At 46.7% G+C, this 19266-nt stretch carries 15 protein-coding genes and 1 riboswitch; of the genes, 13 read left to right on the forward strand and 2 right to left on the reverse strand.

Annotation, left to right across the window (positions count from 1 at the left end):
• Positions 1–2: 2 nt before the first annotated feature.
• Entirely contained in the window at positions 3–1673 is a 1671-nt protein-coding gene (gene argS / locus AB1L08_RS07350) for an arginine--tRNA ligase (protein WP_413064017.1), read from the forward strand.
• A 297-nt stretch (positions 1674–1970) separates the two neighbouring features.
• Here the strand turns inward: argS and cls are convergent, their stop codons facing one another.
• On the reverse strand, positions 1971–3173 hold the full coding sequence (gene cls, locus AB1L08_RS07355) for a cardiolipin synthase (protein WP_413064018.1): 1203 nt from the start codon (positions 3171–3173) through the stop codon (positions 1971–1973).
• Positions 3174–3299: 126 nt separating this feature from the next.
• A riboswitch (cobalamin riboswitch) is annotated at positions 3300–3497 on the forward strand.
• Positions 3498–3618: 121 nt separating this feature from the next.
• On the opposite strand from cls, the gene AB1L08_RS07360 reads away from it, so the two are divergent.
• The 12 genes from AB1L08_RS07360 to pyrG all read left to right on the forward strand — a co-directional run bounded on the left by AB1L08_RS07360 (position 3619) and on the right by pyrG (position 18436).
• A complete protein-coding gene (locus AB1L08_RS07360) occupies positions 3619–3831 on the forward strand; it encodes a substrate-binding domain-containing protein (RefSeq protein WP_413064019.1) in 213 nt (70 codons plus the stop codon).
• A 14-nt stretch (positions 3832–3845) separates the two neighbouring features.
• A complete protein-coding gene (locus tag AB1L08_RS07365; protein WP_413064020.1) occupies positions 3846–4907 on the forward strand; it encodes a FecCD family ABC transporter permease in 1062 nt (353 codons plus the stop codon).
• 161 nt (positions 4908–5068) lie between these two features.
• The gene (locus tag AB1L08_RS07370) at positions 5069–7180 is read left to right on the forward strand and encodes a heterodisulfide reductase-related iron-sulfur binding cluster (protein ID WP_413064021.1); all 2112 of its coding nucleotides are present in this window, start codon (positions 5069–5071) and stop codon (positions 7178–7180) included.
• A 137-nt stretch (positions 7181–7317) separates the two neighbouring features.
• Positions 7318–8508 carry an acetyl-CoA C-acetyltransferase gene (locus tag AB1L08_RS07375; RefSeq protein WP_413064022.1) on the forward strand — a complete coding sequence of 397 codons (1191 nt, stop codon included), beginning with the start codon at positions 7318–7320 and terminating at the stop codon, positions 8506–8508.
• A 13-nt stretch (positions 8509–8521) separates the two neighbouring features.
• Positions 8522–9373 carry a 3-hydroxybutyryl-CoA dehydrogenase gene (locus AB1L08_RS07380; protein WP_413064023.1) on the forward strand — a complete coding sequence of 284 codons (852 nt, stop codon included), beginning with the start codon at positions 8522–8524 and terminating at the stop codon, positions 9371–9373.
• Between the two features lie 26 nt (positions 9374–9399).
• Complete coding sequence (locus AB1L08_RS07385) at positions 9400–10536, forward strand: acyl-CoA dehydrogenase (RefSeq protein ID WP_413064024.1); 1137 nt, start codon at positions 9400–9402, stop codon at positions 10534–10536.
• Between the two features lie 13 nt (positions 10537–10549).
• Positions 10550–11686, forward strand: coding sequence for an acyl-CoA dehydrogenase (locus tag AB1L08_RS07390; RefSeq protein ID WP_413064025.1), 1137 nt, complete (start codon positions 10550–10552; stop codon positions 11684–11686).
• Positions 11687–11719: 33 nt separating this feature from the next.
• Complete coding sequence (locus tag AB1L08_RS07395; protein ID WP_413064026.1) at positions 11720–12373, forward strand: TetR/AcrR family transcriptional regulator; 654 nt, start codon at positions 11720–11722, stop codon at positions 12371–12373.
• A gap of 5 nt (positions 12374–12378) precedes the next feature.
• On the forward strand, positions 12379–15633 hold the full coding sequence (gene icmF / locus AB1L08_RS07400) for a fused isobutyryl-CoA mutase/GTPase IcmF (RefSeq protein ID WP_413064034.1): 3255 nt from the start codon (positions 12379–12381) through the stop codon (positions 15631–15633).
• A gap of 77 nt (positions 15634–15710) precedes the next feature.
• Positions 15711–15911 (forward strand): hypothetical protein, encoded by a 201-nt coding sequence (locus tag AB1L08_RS07405; protein ID WP_413064027.1) that lies wholly within the window; start codon positions 15711–15713, stop codon positions 15909–15911.
• A gap of 229 nt (positions 15912–16140) precedes the next feature.
• Positions 16141–16677: a DNA-directed RNA polymerase subunit delta gene (gene rpoE / locus AB1L08_RS07410; RefSeq protein ID WP_413064028.1), complete on the forward strand. Its 537-nt coding sequence runs from the start codon at positions 16141–16143 to the stop codon at positions 16675–16677.
• Between the two features lie 157 nt (positions 16678–16834).
• The gene (gene pyrG / locus AB1L08_RS07415; RefSeq protein ID WP_413064029.1) at positions 16835–18436 is read left to right on the forward strand and encodes a CTP synthase; all 1602 of its coding nucleotides are present in this window, start codon (positions 16835–16837) and stop codon (positions 18434–18436) included.
• A 37-nt stretch (positions 18437–18473) separates the two neighbouring features.
• Here the strand turns inward: pyrG and AB1L08_RS07420 are convergent, their stop codons facing one another.
• The gene (locus tag AB1L08_RS07420; RefSeq protein WP_413064030.1) at positions 18474–18995 is read right to left on the reverse strand and encodes a DUF2529 domain-containing protein; all 522 of its coding nucleotides are present in this window, start codon (positions 18993–18995) and stop codon (positions 18474–18476) included.
• Positions 18996–19266: the final 271 nt, after the last annotated feature.

Consider the following 19266-nt stretch of genomic DNA (forward strand, 5'->3'; position numbering starts at 1 on the left):
ACATGAATGTTGTTGAGCAGATTCAGGGAAAATTGAAACAGGAAATTCGCTCTGCCGTTTTAAAGGCGGGCTTGGCAGCCGAAGAGCAAATTCCTGAAGTGGTTTTGGAAAAGCCAAAGGATAAGTCACACGGGGATTATTCCACGAACATGGCGATGCAGCTTGCCAGAATAGCGAAAAAAGCACCCCGCCAAGTTGCCGAGGAAATTCGGGATCATCTCGATGGTTCGAAAGCTTCGATCGAGAAAATTGATATCGCGGGACCAGGTTTTATTAATTTTTATATGGATAACAGCTACTTAACGGATTTAGTGCCGGCCATTTTGGAACAAGATCATCAATACGGCCGTTCCAATTCGGGAAAAGGGGAAAAGATCCAGGTGGAGTTTGTTTCAGCGAATCCGACCGGGGATCTTCATCTTGGTCATGCCCGCGGTGCAGCAGTAGGGGACTCGCTTTGCAATATTTTAGACATGGCGGGTTATGACGTTTCAAGAGAATATTATATTAATGATGCCGGCAATCAAATACATAATCTTGCTTTGTCGGTGGAAGCCCGTTATTTTCAGGCGCTTGGAATCGATAAGAAAATGCCTGAAGACGGCTATCACGGCCAGGATATCATTGCAATCGGGAAAGAATTGGCGGAAAAGTACGGCGATGAATTTGTCCATAAAAGCGAGGAAGAACGCATCGCTTTTTTCCGCCGGTACGGCCTTGATTTTGAATTGGCCAAACTGAAGGATGTGCTGGAACAATTCAGGGTGTCGTTTGATGTTTGGTTTTCGGAAACATCCTTGTATGAAAGCGGAAAGGTTGCAGAAACATTGGAGCTCCTTCGCAAGAAAGGCCATCTCTATGAAAAAGAAGGCGCCACCTGGTTCCGTTCAACAGATTTTGGAGATGATAAAGACCGTGTACTGATTAAAAATGACGGAACATATACGTACATCACGCCGGATATTGCTTATCACCTCGATAAATTGAACCGCGGTTTCGATAAGCTGATCAATATTTGGGGGGCAGACCACCATGGCTATATTCCCCGGATGAAAGCGGCAATTGAAGCATTGGGATTTGACCGCGACCGCCTGGAGGTGGAAATTATCCAGCTCGTTCATTTGTACCGGAACGGGGAAAGGGTGAAAATGAGCAAGCGGTCCGGTAAAGCCGTGACGATGAACGATTTGATTGAAGAAGTGGGCCTTGATGCTGTCCGTTATTTTTTTGCAATGAGAAGTGCGGATACGCACATGGATTTTGATCTCGATCTGGCTGTAGCGGAATCAAATGACAATCCGGTCTATTATGCCCAATATGCACATGCCCGGATATGCAGCATATTGCGTTCAGCCGAGGAGAAAGGATTCTCTGTTGAAAAAGACATCGATTTCTCCAGTTTGACGAGTGAAAAGGCTATGGAACTGCTGAAAAAACTCGGCGAATTTCCCCAAGAAGTGGCGGAAGCAGCAGCCAAGCGCATCCCGCACCGGATTACAAATTACATTTTTGATTTGGCTTCGGCTTTCCACAGCTACTATAATGCTGAAAAAGTATTGAATGAAGATCGGCCGAAAGAAACGAGAGCAAGGCTTGCATTGATAAAAGCCGTTCAAATTACATTGAAAAATGCTCTTACGCTTGTTGGAGTGTCGACGCCGGAGAAAATGTGAACCAAATGAGGAGCAGAAATGCTCCTTTTTTTTCTCGTAAGCAAAGAAAGCATCACTTGCCAAGGAAATTTTTCTTCAAAAGAAGCTTTTCTGTGCCTAGCTCGTCGGAGGCACTTTTGTCTAGTTGCAGACGGCAGAAGCTCGAGGTCGCTTTGGTCAATCCAGCGAAGTCAAAGAGCGACTTTGCTGGATTGCCCTCCAGCGCTTGTCGCCCCTAAGCGGCCGTCTTCCACATTTCAGCTCAGTCTGTACGTCGATGAGCAAGGCGTTTGCGCTTTACTTACTGCAGTACATGGCTTACAACAGCCCTTTTATCAAACCTCCAATACATTCTATTACACGGAAACGAAGGTTTACCGATTGAAGATCCCGATCATTTAATTTTTTCGATTGCATGATGTCTTCAGCGATTATTTTTTTAACGTGGGCAATAAACTCCCGGTCGTATATAAAGCAATTGATTTCATCATTGAGCAATAAGCTTCGATAGTCGAAATTGGCCGTACCGATGTCACAAACCTCATCATCAAACAAGAGAACTTTCGCATGGAAAAATCCTTTTTTGTATTGGTAAATAGTGCCTCCTTTGGCGAGTATTTTCCGCAGATAGGGAAAAGATGCTTCTTTGACGATGGGATGGTCGGACACTCTCGGTACGAGAATTGTCACTTTTACATTGTTTTTCAAAGCTCTTTCTAGTGAGTCAATCACTTTTTTCGGTGGAATGAAATAAGGGGTGCCAATAAAGATACTGCTTGCAGCCTTTTCAATATGACTGATGATTTCCTCCTCTGCACCAATCCCTTCAGTCGGGAAAAAGCGGTACGTAACGGGCCCTTCGGAAAGGGGAGGAAATAATGCCTGTTCATCGAAGTTTTCTTCTCCTGTTGCTCTTTTCCAATCCAGCAAAAAGACGTCCTGCAAATCGGCTGCTCCGGTTCCTTCAATGCGCAAGTGGTAATCCCGCCACGGGGAGAGACTTGAATCAAGATTAATATACTCTTTTCCAATATTGTAGCCCCCGACATAACCGATTTTTCCATCAATGACTGTTATTTTTCGGTGATTGCGGCGCTGCAGGGTAAAAAAGAAAAACGGAAAGCCCGGTTTGTTGCAATAATACACATCCATTCCGCTTTTTCTCGCCTTTTGGATGAGCTGTTTTGAAACCGTCCTGGACCCAAACCAGTCAAGCAACAAGCGGACTTTGACCCCTTTTTGTGCCTGATTCATCAATATGTTAAAAAAAAGATCGCCAAAAGGATCATTTTTTACAATATAAAATAAGATATGAATGCTGGATTGAGCCTTCAGGAGGTCAGCAAAATAATGGGAAAACAAGTCCTCCCCCCGGACAAGCAGCTGCATGTTCCCATTTCTGAAGGGGAAGTTTGGCCGTTTTCCTCTTTTTCGCGCAATGAATCGGCCAATGTAAAAGTCGGCCATGCATAAAACGAACAGAACGGTCATGATAATAGCAATCCATGCAAGCCACTTCAACAAGAATCCCCCTCATGTCTGTGTATATGTGTTGTATAGTATTCCCATTTCATAAAGGAAAAAGCTGTGAAACAAAAATTTTTCATGTATAATACTTGTATAACTTGATATGGTATGGCAATCGGTGGCTTTTTAACGAAATCCGGCGTCAGTTTCGGAACATTCCGTAAAAAAGGCTGAAAAGGGGAAGCTGGTGCAAATCCAACGCGGTCCCGCCACTGTAAATGTTGAGCACCTTGCAATAACCACTGTTCAATTCGGTACGGGAAGGGGCGGGAAGCGATGATCATGAGCCAGGAGATCTGCCGATTCATTTTCACCAATCAACCTGCGCGGATGGGGAGATGAAGACCGGATAAACAGGATGTTGCTTATCTGTCTTTTATGAACACCTCTGCATGGGGTGTTTTTTTACCATGTTATAACAGAAATGGGGATGGATTCGTTGAAAAGATTACCGAAACATGCCATGGAAGAGGAAGGCTGGCCAAAAATGAGTGAAGAGGCCATCATCGCCATGAAACTCGACGTAATCATACTCAATTACAATGATACAGTAGCGCGCAAAGGCTGGCAGGATATTACGGCGGTAAAAGAAAAGATGGTCATTGAAGTGAATGAACAATGGGACAAGCCGGCCAGGCCCGCGTTTAGCTGAAGGAGTAGAGGAGCTTGCGAAGGCTGTTTACCCGGATGTTTTCAAAGAATAGGCCGCTTTTTCCTTATATAACAGCTGCCGGGCTGCTGATTGCTGCAATGCTGGCCGGCATTTCAACGGGTTCCGTAAAGGTGCCCATCATGGATGTTGCCCGCATTATCGGCAGTGAAGCTTTCCGGCTGCCGATCGAAGTTCAGTCTGATCCGATGTATATGAATATTGTCATGAATATACGCTTGCCCCGTGTTGTGCTGGCGGGACTGGTGGGAGCATCTTTGGCCATTGCCGGAGCTGCTTTTCAAGGCCTGTTGCGCAATCCGCTGGCGGATCCTTATACGCTTGGTGTTTCATCGGGCGCTTCTGTCGGCGCGGTCGTTACGATTTTTTATCAATTATCCCTGCCGTTGGCGGGCATGTACACGTTGCCGCTCTTAAGTATTGCTTGCGCATTTATTACAATCATTTTGGTGCTTTTTTTTGCGCGAAGCATTGACAGAACGATGAAAGTGGAAACGATTATATTGACGGGGATCATTTTCAGCTCTTTCCTCGGTGCCGTCATCTCATTAATGATTGCTTTATCCGGAGAGGAGCTGCGCCAAATCATCGGCTGGCTTTTGGGAAGTGTTTCGATGAGGGGCTGGAGCTTCGTTCAAATTATGTTGCCGTTTTTACTGATCGGCAGCTGCATTCTGTTTTGGAACGCCCGTGAGCTGAATGCGATCGCTTTTGGCGAAGAGCGGGCCAAACAACTTGGCGTCAATGTAGGCTCAAGAAAAATTGCCGTCCTGGCTTCCAGTTCAGTTTTGACGGGTGCCGCTGTTGCAGTGTCGGGGACAATCGGTTTTGTCGGTCTGGTCATTCCGCATCTGGTGAGAATTTTATGGGGTCCGGATCATAAACATTTGCTCCCGCTTTCTGTTTTGGCGGGCGCCGCTTTCCTGATCCTGGCCGACCTTGTGGCAAGAATCATCATCGAGCCTGCAGAGCTTCCGATTGGGGTGATTACCGCGCTGATCGGTGCCCCGGTGTTCGCCGCCATTTTAATACGAAGGAGAATGGGGAAAAGAAGCTGAAAGCTGTCCGATTCGGGCGGCTTTTCTTAAAAAAAGAACGAATTTCCCGAAAATCGCAACCGCTTTCGTCTTGACTGAATGCTCATTCATTATATAATGGTAGTAATAACGTTCGAAACAATGCCGGTTTGAAAATAGATGAAAAGGGGGCGCAAACCAATATGGATGGATTGCTGCTGTTGAACTGGATAGCCTTTTTGCTCGTAACCGCTTACGGTATTTATTTGTTTGCCTATGTTGTAAGGACACGAATCCAGTTTATTAAACTGGGAAAAAAAGAAGAGTTTGATCGTGATGTCAAGGCCAGGCTCAAAAATATTTGGACGTACGTGTTTGGACAAAAAAAGCTTTTAAAAGATAAAAAAAGCGGCATGATTCATGTTATGTTTTTTTACGGATTCATTCTCGTGCAATTTGGGGCAATCGACTTTATTTGGAAAGGGCTCGTTCCGGGCTCCCATCTTCCGCTTGGCCCCCTTTATCCCGGATTTACATTTTTCCAGGAAATTGTCACGCTCGTCATTTTGGTGGCGGTTGTCTGGGCATTTTACCGCCGCTATATTGAAAAGCTTGTCCGTTTAAAACGCGGGTTTTATGCAGGACTTGTATTGCTTTTTATTGGCGGACTGATGCTTTCCGTCCTTCTGGGAAACGGCATGGCCCTCATTTGGCAAGGTGAAAGCCTTGGATGGACAGAACCCGTTGCGTCAGGCATTGCGGCTTTATTTGGATGGATGAGCCCGTTTTCGGCTGCAGTTGTTTTTTATGCGGCATGGTGGGTGCACTTGCTCATCTTACTGGCCTTTTTGGTATATGTTCCGCAGTCCAAGCATGCCCATTTAATTGCCGGTCCCGCAAATGTGTACCTGGAACCGCTTGACGGCGAAACCAGGCTGAAACCGATTGATTTTGAAGATGAGTCGGCTGAATCATTCGGTGTCGGAAAAATTGATGAATTTACAGATCTTCAACTGCTCGATCTATATGCCTGCGTGGAGTGCGGCCGCTGTACAAACATGTGTCCGGCAACAGGCACAGGGAAAATGCTGTCGCCGATGGACATCATGATTAAGCTGCGTGACCACTTAACGAATTATGGGGCAGCCGTTACAAGAAAGCAGCCTTGGGTGCCGGCATATGCATTTGCCAATACTTTTGGAAACAGAATTGCAAAGGCAGGCGCAGGTAAAGGCGCCGGGGAAGCGGCTGCTGCATTGGATTACGAGCCAAGCATGATTGGAGACATTATTACGGAAGAAGAGCTGTGGGCATGCACGACGTGCCGAAACTGTGAAGACCAGTGTCCGGTCATGAACAAGCATGTAAGCCACATTATCGATATGCGCCGCTATCTCGTTTTAACGGAGGGAAAAATGAATCCCGACGCGCAAAGGGCGATGCAAAACATTGAACGGCAAGGAAATCCTTGGGGGCTGAACCGAAAAGAAAAAGAAAACTGGCGTGAACTCCGCGATGATGTACACGTACCGACAGTGAAAGAATTGAAGAAAGCAGGGGAGGAATTCGAATACCTGCTTTGGGTCGGCTCAATGGGGGCCTTTGACAACAGAAGCCAGAAAATTGCTCTGTCTTTTGCCAAACTGCTGAATGAAGCCGGCGTCAAGTTTGCCATACTGGGCAACAAGGAGAAAAATTCCGGCGATACGCCGCGCCGTCTCGGAAACGAATTTCTGTTCCAGGAATTGGCTGCCGCCAATATAAAAGAATTCGAGAAAAATAATGTGCAAAAAATCGTCACGATTGACCCGCATGCATACAATATTTTTAAAAACGAATATCCGGATTTTGGCCTCAAAGCGGAAGTATATCATCATACCGAATTGCTTGCCCGGCTCATAAAAGAGGGCCGGCTAAAACCAACTCATGAAGTGAATGAAAAAATTACTTTCCATGATTCGTGTTATTTGGGAAGATATAACGAAGTGTATGACCCGCCGCGTGAAATTTTAAAATCGATCCCCGGAGTGACATTTGTGGAAATAGAGCGCAACCGGGAAAACGGCATGTGCTGCGGCGCCGGCGGCGGATTGATGTGGATGGAGGAAGATACAGGCCAGCGCATCAACGTGGCCAGGACGGAACAAGCGCTGGCAACCGATCCTTCTGTCATCAGCTCGGGTTGTCCGTACTGTTTAACAATGCTGTCGGACGGAACGAAAGCGAAGGAAGTAGAGGATACCGTAAAGACATACGATGTGGCAGAATTGCTTGAAAAAGCGGTCTGCGGGGAAGGGAAAGAAGAGGCTTGTTAATGGTCAAGGTGCTTCAGCCCACTGAAGCACCTTCCCTTGGGCCCTTTTCCGAGCGAGCGTTCAGTCAATTTACTGGAAGCGCTTTATACTTTTATATATTCTTAAATTAACAGAATACGAATAAAGGAGAGGGAATGATGACGAGGTCAGTAATTGTTGCGGGAGCACGCACGCCATTCGGAAAATTTGGAGGAGCACTCAGTTCCTTGACGGCAGCGGATCTTGGGGGAATCGCCGTTAAGGAAGCCATGCTGCGTGCGGGTGTAAAGCCTGAAGAAGTCGAGGAGGTCATACTCGGAACGGTGCTGCAGGGCGGACAAGGACAAATTCCATCGAGACAGGCAGCAAGGAAGGCGGGAATTCCGTGGGAAGTAAAAACAGAAACGATCAATAAAGTGTGTGCATCAGGCATGAGGGCGGTTACGCTGGCTGATCAGATCATCCGGGCGGGTGATGAAGAAGTGATCGTGGCCGGAGGAATGGAGTCCATGTCGAATGCCCCCTATATCCTTCCCCAAGCACGGTGGGGCTATAAAATGGGCGACGCCGCATTGGTTGATTTGATGACCCATGACGGTTTGACCTGCTCGTTTGCCGGAGTTCACATGGGAACCTACGGAAATCATACTGCGAAGGAATTTGACATAACAAGAGAAGCGCAGGATGAGTGGGCGCTCAGGAGCCATAAACGGGCGCTGGCAGCAATTGAAAACGGCATGCTTGACGAGGAAATTGTTCCTGTTGAGATCCCGCAGCGAAAAGGCGAACCGGTGGTCGTTGCAAGAGATGAAGCGCCGAGAAAAGATACAACGCTTGAGAAACTCGCCAAATTGAAGCCTGCGTTTGACAAGGACGGAACCATTACGGCAGGGAATGCCCCTGGAGTAAATGATGGTGCGGCAGCGGTTGTGGTAATGAACGAAGAACGGGCAAAACGGGAAGGAAAAGAACCGCTCGCCTATATTGTCGGCCATGCGGAAATTGCTGTCGAATCCCAACATTTTCCGCAGACACCGGGACTCGTCATTAATAAGCTGCTGGAAAAAACGGGGAAAACCCCGGAGGAGATCGACCTGTTTGAAATTAATGAAGCATTTGCGGCCGTTGCCTTGACAAGCGGAAAAATTGCCGGCTTGGACAATGAAAAAATTAACGTTAACGGCGGCGCGGTGGCCCTGGGACATCCGATCGGCGCAAGCGGCACCCGGATTATTTTAACACTTGCATACGAATTAAAACGGCGCGGCGGAGGAACCGGCATCGCTTCGATTTGTTCCGGGGGCGGCCAGGGAGATGCCGTCATGATTGAAGTTCCGAAATCAAACTGAGGGAGGAGAAACGATGGAAATTCGAAACGTATTAGTGGTGGGAGCAGGACAAATGGGCTCGGGGATCGCCCAAGTATGTGCGCAGGCAGGGTATCAGGTATATCTGAATGATTTACAGGAAGATATTGTGGAAAAAGGACTTGATGTTATCCGGAAAAACCTGGATCGCCAAGTGAAAAAAGAAAGAATGACAGAAAGCGAGAAAAAGAGCATTTTGGAGCGGTTCATCATCTCCACTGATTTAAAGGATGCAGAACAGGCAGATATTGCCATCGAAGCAGCCGTTGAAAACATGGAAATTAAGACACGCATTTTTGAAACGCTGGATCAGTATGCCCCGGAGCATGCCATTTTGGCATCCAATACGTCATCACTTCCCATTACGGAAATTGCTGCTGCAACAAAGAGGCCCGGAAAAGTGATCGGCATGCATTTTATGAATCCCGTACCTGTTATGAAACTCGTTGAAATTATTCGCGGGCTTGCCACGGAAGATGAAGTGTACCAGGCGATTGAAAACATGACAAAATCGTTGAGCAAGGTGCCTGTGGAAGTGAACGATTTCCCGGGATTTGTTTCTAACAGGGTGCTCATGCCGATGATCAATGAAGCGATCTACACATTGTATGAAGGAGTGGCGACGAAAGAAGCGATTGATGAAGTGATGAAACTCGGCATGAATCATCCGATGGGACCGCTCACGCTCGCGGATTTTATCGGGCTTGACACCTGCCTGTACATTATGGAAACGCTTCATGAAGGGTTTGGGGATGATAAATACCGACCATGCCCATTATTAAGAAAATATGTAAAAGCCGGCTGGCTTGGAAAGAAAGCCGGCCGCGGTTTTTATATGTATGAGTAACACATGACAACAGGGGAGGTTAGGGCATGGACCTTCGATTTACTGAAGAGCAATTGATGATGAGGGACATGGTTCGCGAGTTTGCAAAGAACGAAATCACGCCGGTAATCGAGGAAATGGAAGCCGGAAAGTTTCCGCGTGCCATTTTGAATAAAATGGGCGAACTGGGATTGATGGGCATTACAGTACCGGAGCAGTACGGCGGCGCGGGTATGGATTTTATCTCCTACATTATCGCCATTCATGAGCTTTCCAAAGTAAGTGCAACGGTTGGGGTCATTTTGTCGGTCCATACATCCGTCGGTACAAACCCGATATTGAAATTTGGGACAGAAGAACAAAAGGAAAGATATGTGGAAAAGCTGGCGGCAGGCCAGGCGCTCGCCGCTTTCTGCCTGACGGAGCCGGGTGCGGGCTCGGATGCGGGCGCCATCAAAACAAGCGCGGTCCGAAAGGGCGATGAATTTATCATCAACGGATCCAAAGTGTTTATTACGAACGGCGGGGAAGCCGACATCTATATCGTGTTCGCCGTGACGGATCCGGCACTTGGAAAACGCGGCATTTCGGCATTTATAGTCGACAAAGACACGCCGGGTCTTGTGATCGGAAAGGATGAGAAAAAGATGGGGCTGAACGGATCCCGGACGGTTGCCATCACGTTTGACGACATGAAGGTTCCGGCAGAAAATATGCTCGGTGATGAGGGGATGGGCTTTAAAGTTGCCCTGTCCAACTTAAATATCGGGCGCATCGGCATCGCCGCCCAAGCGCTCGGTATCGCGGAAGCGGCGCTGGAAGCCGCAGCCGAATACGCAAAGGAAAGAAAACAGTTCGGAAAGCAGATCGCCGAACAGCAAGGGGTTGCCTTTAAACTCGCTGACATGGCGACGAATGTTGAAAGTGCAAGACTGCTCGTATACAGGGCGGCTGCGATGTGCGCATCCGGTGAACCATGTGTCAAAGAGGTATCGATGGCAAAGCTGTTCGCATCCAAAACAGCGGTAGACACGGCGATCGAGGCTGTGCAGATTTTTGGCGGCTACGGCTATACGAAAGACTATCCGGCCGAAAGGTATTTCAGGGATGCGAAAGTCACGGAAATATACGAGGGCACGAGCGAAATTCAAAAAATGGTGATCAGTAAACATTTGTTGAACTAGGGGAGTGGTTTGGATGAATTTTAAGTTGAGCGAAGAGCATGAAATGATTCGGAAAATGGTGCGTGATTTTGCAGTAAACGAAGTGGAACCGACAGCCGCGAAACGTGATGAAGAAGAACGCTTTGATATGGAGATATTTGAAAAAATGGCCGGCCTCGGATTAACAGGTATTCCTTGGCCGGAATCTTATGGCGGGATCGGCAGTGACTATTTGGCTTATTGCATCGCGGTGGAAGAATTATCCCGTGTCTGTGCATCTACTGGCGTGACACTTTCCGCCCATACGTCGCTGGCGGGCTGGCCGATCTACAAGTTTGGGACGGAGGAGCAAAAACAAACGTATTTGAAGCCAATGGCGGAAGGAACGAAAATAGGTGCTTATGGATTGACGGAGCCGGGCTCGGGTTCGGATGCGGGGGCAATGAAAACAACGGCGCGCGATGACGGGGACTATTATATACTGAACGGCTCGAAAATTTTTATTACGAACGGCGGCATCGCGGATATTTATGTTGTATTTGCATTAACGGATCCGAACGATAAACGGAGTTCCACCGCTTTTATCATCGAAAAGGACTTTGAAGGATTTGCCGTCGGCAAAAAGGAAAAAAAGCTCGGGATCCGCTCCTCTCCGACGACTGAAATCATCTTTGAAGATTGTAAAGTTCCCAAGAAAAATCGGCTCGGCGAAGTTGGGCAAGGGTTCAAAATTGCGATGATGACGCTGGATGGCGGCAGAAACGGGATCGCTGCCCAAGCTGTCGGCATTGCACAGGGAGCTTTGGATGCCGCACTTGCCTATGCCAAGGAGCGGAAGCAATTCGGCAGGCCGATTGCCGACAACCAGGCCATCTCTTTCAAGTTGGCCGATATGGTGACAGCCATTGAAGCTTCCCGTCTATTAACCTACCAGGCCGCCTGGTTGGAGTCCGAAGGATTGCCTTATGGAAAAGAATCGGCCATGTCCAAGCTGATGGCCGGGGACACGGCCATGAAAGTAACAACGGAAGCGGTGCAAATTTTCGGCGGCTACGGGTACACGAAAGACTATCCGGTCGAACGATATATGCGTGATGCAAAAATTACCCAAATATACGAAGGAACACAAGAAATTCAAAGGCTTGTCATTTCCAGAATGGTGACGAAGTAATTTTTTAGAGCGGGAAAGAAGGTGGAGCGGCAGTTGAGCGTAAAAAGAAACATACAGGCGTCCGTAAAAGATGAGCAATTGATTGAAAAGAGGAGAAACCAGATGATCCGCGGTGCTGTTTCCCTTTTTAAACAAAAAGGTTTTCATAGGACGACAACGAGGGAAATTGCCAAGGCGGCAGGTTTTAGCATCGGTACCCTCTATGAATATATCAGGACGAAGGAAGATGTACTGTTTCTCGTTTGTGACAGCATATATGAGCAGGTGAAGGAGCGGTTTTGCAGCATTGACTTGAAAGCGGGCACCCTTGAATGCCTGAAAATGGGGATTGAACATTATTTTCGCATCGTGGATGAGATGCAGGATGAAGTGCTCGTCATGTACCAGGAGGCAAAATCGTTAACAAACGGGGCGCTAGCGTATGTGTTGAAAAAAGAGCTGGAAATGGTCGGGATGTTTGAGGAGCTGATCCGGCGCTGCGTTGAAAACGGGGAGCTGGACATCAATAAAGAGCAGCAGCAATTGCTGGCCCACAATATTTTTGTCCAAGGACAAATGTGGGGATTTCGCCGCTGGGCCTTGCAAAAAACGTGTTCGATTGATGAGTACATTGAACTCCAGACAGATTTGCTTTTTTCGGGAATGAACGGATTCAAGAAACGAATGGAAGTGGGAGGAGAACAATGAATACGGTGACCGAAATATACAGGCCGAAAAATCATGTGCGATTCGTCACGGCCTCCAGTTTGTTTGACGGGCATGATGCTTCCATCAACATTATGCGGAGAATTTTGCAATCAAGCGGTGCGGAAGTCATTCATTTGGGCCATAACCGCTCTGCCAAGGAAGTCGTGCACGCTGCGATTCAAGAAGATGTTCAGGGGATTGCCATCTCTTCCTATCAAGGGGGGCATGTCGAATACTTTAAATATATGTATGATTTATTAAAGGAAAAAGGAGCATCCCATATTCGGATATATGGCGGCGGGGGCGGTGTGATCATTCCCCGTGAAATAAAGGAATTGCATGATTACGGGATCGCCAGGATTTTTTCTCCGGATGACGGCCGGGAACTTGGCCTCCAGGGAATGATCAATCTGATGCTGCAAGAATGTGATTTCCCGACGATTGCCGAAACGCCGTCAGAGGAAATTGAAAAATTACAGTCCGGGGACATGGCGGCGGCCTCCAAACTGATTTCCATCGCCGAACATAGGGTACTGGAACCTGAATCGGGCACATACGAAGAAATATTTTCAGAGATAAAACGGCTGGCCCGAAATGTCCCTGTTCTTGGTATAACAGGGACGGGCGGCGCGGGAAAAAGTTCATTGACGGATGAGCTGATTCGCCGGTTTCTTCATGACATTCCTGAGAAAAAGGCCGCCATTCTGTCCGTGGACCCGACCAAACAAAAAACCGGCGGTGCGCTTTTGGGTGACCGCATTCGCATGAACGCGATCTTTTCGCCGCGAATCTATATGAGAAGCTTTGCGACAAGAGGGTCGAAGAACGAACTGTCCCATGCCATTAAAGATGCCATTAACGTTGTGAAGGCATCCGGAGTGGACCTTGTGATTGTTGAAACGAGCGGGATCGGGCAAGGCGATGCGGAAATTCGCGAAATCAGCGATGTATCGATGTATGTTATGACGAGTGAATTCGGGGCACCAACCCAGCTGGAAAAAATTGATATGATCGATTTTGCCGATCTTGTCGCTATTAACAAGTTTGAGAAAAAGAGCTCGGAGGATGCACTGAATCAGGTGCGCAAACAATATCAGCGCAGCCATATGTTATTTGACCAAGATTTGGAAGAGATGCCCGTATACGGGACGATTGCGAGCCAATTTAATGATCCGGGTACGAATGCTTTATTTGCCGCATTAATTGAGAAAATTAACGAAAAAATGGGCACCGGTTGGCAGACGTCTTTTTCCGTTTCCGAAAAAGTGGAAAAGAAAGACGTCATCATTCCGGTCAGCAGGCAGCATTACTTGCGGGAAATTTCCGATACGGTCCGCCGTTACCATAAAGCAGCGAAAAACCAGGTCCGTATTGCCCGGAAGCTGTTCCAGATAGAAGGAGCGATTGCCGCTTTAAAAGACCGGGAGACCAATGACGAAGCGCTGGCTGCCCTCCAAAAATTAAAAGAAGAAACGGAAAAGCAGCTGACACCGGAATCGAAGGATATCCTTGATTCATGGGAAAAGAAAAAGGAGGCGTATGCCGGAGAGAAATTTGTCACGAAAATACGGGATAAAGAAATTGTCACCGAGCTGACTGTAACAAGCTTGTCCGGTCTGTCCATTCCGAAGGTAGTTCTTCCGAAATATGAAGATTACGGAGAAATTTTAAGATGGGTGTATAAAGAAAATGTACCCGGTTCCTTCCCTTATACAGCAGGAGTGTTTCCGTTTAAACGCAAGGGAGAAGATCCGAAACGCCAGTTCGCCGGAGAAGGAACGCCGGAAAGAACGAACCGCCGCTTTCATTATTTATCAAAAGGCGATCCGGCGAAGCGGTTAAGCACTGCTTTTGATTCGGTGACATTATACGGGGAAGATCCGGATTACCGCCCGGATATTTATGGAAAAGTCGGCGAGAGCGGCGTGAGCATTTGTACGCTCGACGATATGAAGAAGCTGTATGACGGGTTTGATTTATGTGCTCCCACTACTTCTGTTTCCATGACGATTAACGGTCCCGCACCGATTATTTTGGCTATGTTTATGAATACGGCGATCTCTCAACAGATTGAAAAAAAAGAAAAGGAACTAGGGAGAGAATTAACCCCTGATGAATATGAAGAAGTGAAGGCATGGACATTGCAAACTGTCCGCGGCACTGTTCAAGCCGATATATTAAAAGAAGACCAGGGGCAAAATACATGCATCTTCTCGACTGAATTTGCCCTGCGGATGATGGGTGATATTCAGCAATATTTTATCGACCATAAAGTCAGAAATTACTATTCCGTATCGATTTCCGGGTACCATATTGCCGAAGCAGGGGCCAATCCGATTTCCCAGCTCGCCTTTACGCTTGCAAACGGTTTTACGTATGTAGAGTACTATTTGAGCCGCGGCATGCATATTGATGACTTTGCACCGAATCTTTCCTTCTTTTTCTCCAATGGCCTTGATCCCGAATATACGGTGATCGGGAGAGTGGCCAGGCGGATTTGGGCGGTCGTCATGCGGGAAAAATATGGAGCGAATGACCGGAGTCAAAAGCTGAAATATCACGTGCAAACATCCGGCAGATCGCTGCATGCCCAGGAGATTGACTTCAATGATATCCGGACAACACTTCAGGCATTAATGGCCCTGCAGGACAACTGCAATTCCCTTCATACGAATGCGTATGATGAAGCCATCACAACGCCGACGGAGGAATCTGTCCGCAGGGCAATGGCCATTCAAATGATCATTACGAAGGAACATGGACTTTCCAAAAATGAAAATCCGCTTCAGGGCTCATTTATCATCGAAGAACTGACGGATCTTGTGGAGGAAGCCGTATTGAAAGAATTCGAAAGGCTGAACGACCGCGGCGGCGTTCTCGGTGCAATGGAGACGCAATACCAGCGCGGGAAAATTCAGGAGGAATCGATGTATTATGAAATGCTCAAGCACTCGGGGGAGCTGCCGATTATCGGTGTGAACACGTATTTGAATCCAAACCCGCCGTCAGAAGAGGAATTAAATAGTATGGAGCTGGCCCGCGCTACGAAAGAAGAGAAAGAAACGCAAATTCAAAATTTGCGGCAATTTCACGAAGAACATAAAGATCGGGCCGGAGCAGCACTAAAACGATTGAAAGAAACGGCCATTAAGGGCGGCAACATTTTTGCAGAACTGATGGAGACGGTGAAAGTGGCGAGCCTCGGGCAAATCACAAACGCATTGTACGAAGTGGGTGGCCAGTATCGGAGAAATATGTAGTCGGGTTTCTGGATTTTTAATGTATAACAGGATAAAATTATAAATATATAAACTGTTCCATGACTGGATGTGGGTGCATGAAATTTGGGATCAAGGTGTTAGGCTATTTGATTGTAATTGCCGTCAGTTACTATTTATATCAAAGCCGTCTTGGGGCAATTCCGTTTCTGGCCGCTTCCGCAGTCATGTTTTATCTGGGATACCGACTCTTTTCAAGCCCCATATTCCATAATGAGGAAACCGGTCCTAAGGAACAGCCGCCTGAAGCGGGTAAGTAACATCCAATGCATCAATTGATGCCTGGATGTTTTTTCTTTGGTGTGTGTGGTTTAAAAGGGAGATATTTTCACTGCTAAAACGTCCTTTTTGTGAATTGGCAAATAAGAAATAAAAACGAAAAGGGTAGCATAAACGAAAGATATTTGTTTATAATGTTGAGTATGGATTTTCAACCGCAAAGGCCCAGAGAGCCTTTTAAATACATATAGGGGAAAGGTTGTGCGATGATTGAACTTGCAAAGTTTAACGTTGGAAGAGCGGGAAGAAATGTCATTAATTGAAATTGCACAGTATTTGTTGCAAGAAAAAAAGCAGGCTCTCCCATTTCAGGAATTGGTTGCCGAAATTGCCAGCTATCTGCAGCTTTCGGATGAGGAAATGCGTTCACGGATGCTTCAATTTTATACGGATTTAAATGTGGACGGGAGCTTTTTGGCATTGGGGGAAAATCGCTGGGGACTTAAAGAGTGGTATCCGTTTGATCAAGCAGATGAAGAAATCATTGCTCCTGTCAAACCGAAGAAGAAAAAGAAAGCAAAACTGGCCTTTGAAGATGACGAGGAGCTGCTTGACTTGGAAGAAGAGGACCTCGATTACGACGTGGACCTTGAAGAGGAAGATTTGGAAGAAGATGAAAGCCTTGAGGCGCTTCGGGAGGAAGAAGAAGCGGAATATGACGATGAAGACTTGTTGGAAGATGAGGATTATGACCTCGAAAATGAAGATGAGGAAGACATCGATTTAGAAGAGGAAGAGGAAGAATAATTAACTTGACTTCTCTTCGCCCAATAGGTAGTATTTTATTTGGGCTCCTTGAAAAAGGACATACTCATAATATAAACGCTCCCGTACAATTTGTGGCGGGGCGTTTTTTATTTAGTCAGCTTGGAGAAACATATGGAAGGATGAAGGAGGAAAAGTTGTGTCTAAATATATTTTTATAACAGGCGGTGTTGTTTCCTCGCTTGGCAAAGGGATTACGGCAGCCTCACTCGGGCGCCTTTTGAAAAATCGCGGACTGAATGTGACGATTCAAAAGTTTGATCCTTATTTGAACGTGGATCCTGGCACAATGAGTCCTTACCAGCACGGAGAGGTTTTTGTGACGGAAGACGGAGCGGAAACCGATTTGGATTTGGGACATTATGAGCGGTTTATCGATATTAAATTAAATCAATACAGCAATATTACGACAGGAAAAATTTACTCGGAAGTCATCAGAAAAGAGCGCCGGGGGGATTATAACGGCGGAACGGTCCAGGTGATCCCGCATATTACAAATGAAATTAAAGACCGTATCTTCCGGGCAGCCGAAAAAACCGGTGCAGATGTAGTCATCACGGAAATTGGCGGTACAGTCGGGGATATTGAATCTTTGCCATTTCTTGAAGCGATCCGGCAAATGAAAAATGATGTGGGCCGGGAAAATGTCATGTATATTCATTGCACGCTCGTTCCTTATATTAAAGCTGCCGGTGAAATGAAGACAAAACCGACACAGCATAGTGTAAAAGAACTTCGCAGCCTCGGCATTCAGCCAAACGTCATAGTCGTGCGCACAGAAATGCCGATTTCTCAGGAAATGAAGGACAAAATTGCCTTGTTCTGCGACATCGAAAAAGAAGCGGTGATCGAAGCCGGCGATGCGAGCACTCTTTATTCCGTTCCGCTTTCTTTGCAGGAGCAGCATTTGGACCAAATCGTTTGTGACCATTTAAAAATTGTTTGCCACGAAGCGGATATGGCGGAATGGAAACTCCTTGTCGAAAAAGTACAAAACCTGTCCAAAACGGCAAAAATTGCCCTTGTGGGAAAATATGTTGAACTCCAAGATGCCTATATTTCGGTCGTTGAAGCATTAAAACATGCGGGATATGCATTTGATGCAGAGATTGACATCAAATGGCTGAACGCTGAACACGTGACGAAAGAAAACGCGGCGGAAACATTTGGAGATTGCGACGGCATTCTTGTTCCGGGCGGATTCGGTGACAGGGGCATCGATGGCAAGCTTGCAGCAATCCAATATGCCCGTGAAAACAACGTTCCGTTTTTCGGCATTTGCCTTGGAATGCAGCTGGCCTCCATTGAATATGCGAGGAATGTATTAGGGCTTGAAACGGCAAACTCATCCGAAATGAATCCGGCTACCCCACATCCGGTCATTCATTTGCTTCCGGACCAGGACATGCTGGCAGATTTGGGCGGAACGCTCCGGCTCGGATTGTATCCGTGCAAATTGCAGGAGGGTACAAATGCCCGCGAAATGTATCAGGAAGAATTGGTCTATGAGCGCCATCGCCACCGCTATGAATTTAACAATGCATACAGGGAGCAGATGGAAAAAGCCGGTTTTGTTTTCTCGGGAACCAGCCCTGACGGAAAATTGGTTGAAATCATTGAAATTGCCGACCATCCATGGTTTGTCGCAAGTCAATTCCATCCGGAGTTCACATCCCGTCCAACCAGGCCGCAGCCACTCTTCCACGGTTTTATCCAAGCGGCATTAGCCGCAAAAAATTAGCTGGATTAAAAAAGCTGCCTGCATCATGAAGGCAGCTTTATTCATATTCGTCCAGCATTTCGTCCATGTTGAATTTGATACCGTAATAAATAAACAAAGCGGCAAATAAGGAAGGAAAACAAAAGCGGCTTCCATCTTCAGCCGGAAGGATCGGCTTGGTGACGTGAGTATTGATATGTATTTCGGCCCATTGTGATAAACACTCGTTTGCCTCTTTGGCCGTACCGGCAACAGATACAAATGGAATGCCTTTTTTTGTAAGTGCTTTCCCAAGGGAAAGCGCATCTTGATCGTCTGATCGGCGTGTGAAAAGGATGACTCTGTCCGTGTGCGCCATTTGGGATAATTGTTCCAGCTTTTTCGTTTTTTTCATCGGTTCGGGCCCATTGAGCGCTTCCATGGCAACGCCTTCCATTTCGCCGAACCCTTTAATATAGATGGTACCTTCCCCGATAACTGCCTGGGCAAGAAGCCGCGCTCCGTCTTCCAATGGGAATTCCTCTTTCTCTTTAATTTTGGTAAATATGCCGGTCAGTTGCGTGGACAGCATTTTCAACATGACTGATGCTCCTTTATTGGAAAAATATATGCTTATTATAGTCAGTTCAACTGAATAAGAAAAGAAATCTTTCGGTTTCATCCTTTGTAGAAGGAAAAAATGTAACCGGCATCGAAGATAACTACCATGGATATCATTTAAAAATCATTATATGACATTCGCATTTTATACTTAATGGAGGGGTTTATGAAGGAATATATACTCTCGGTATTCCAAACGAGTAAATTCCTGAATTCCCAAAAATTTACTGGAAATGGAGTGTAATCTGATG

The organism is Siminovitchia jepli (assembly GCF_047228825.1).
Taxonomy (GTDB): Bacteria; Bacillota; Bacilli; order Bacillales; family Bacillaceae_C; genus Siminovitchia.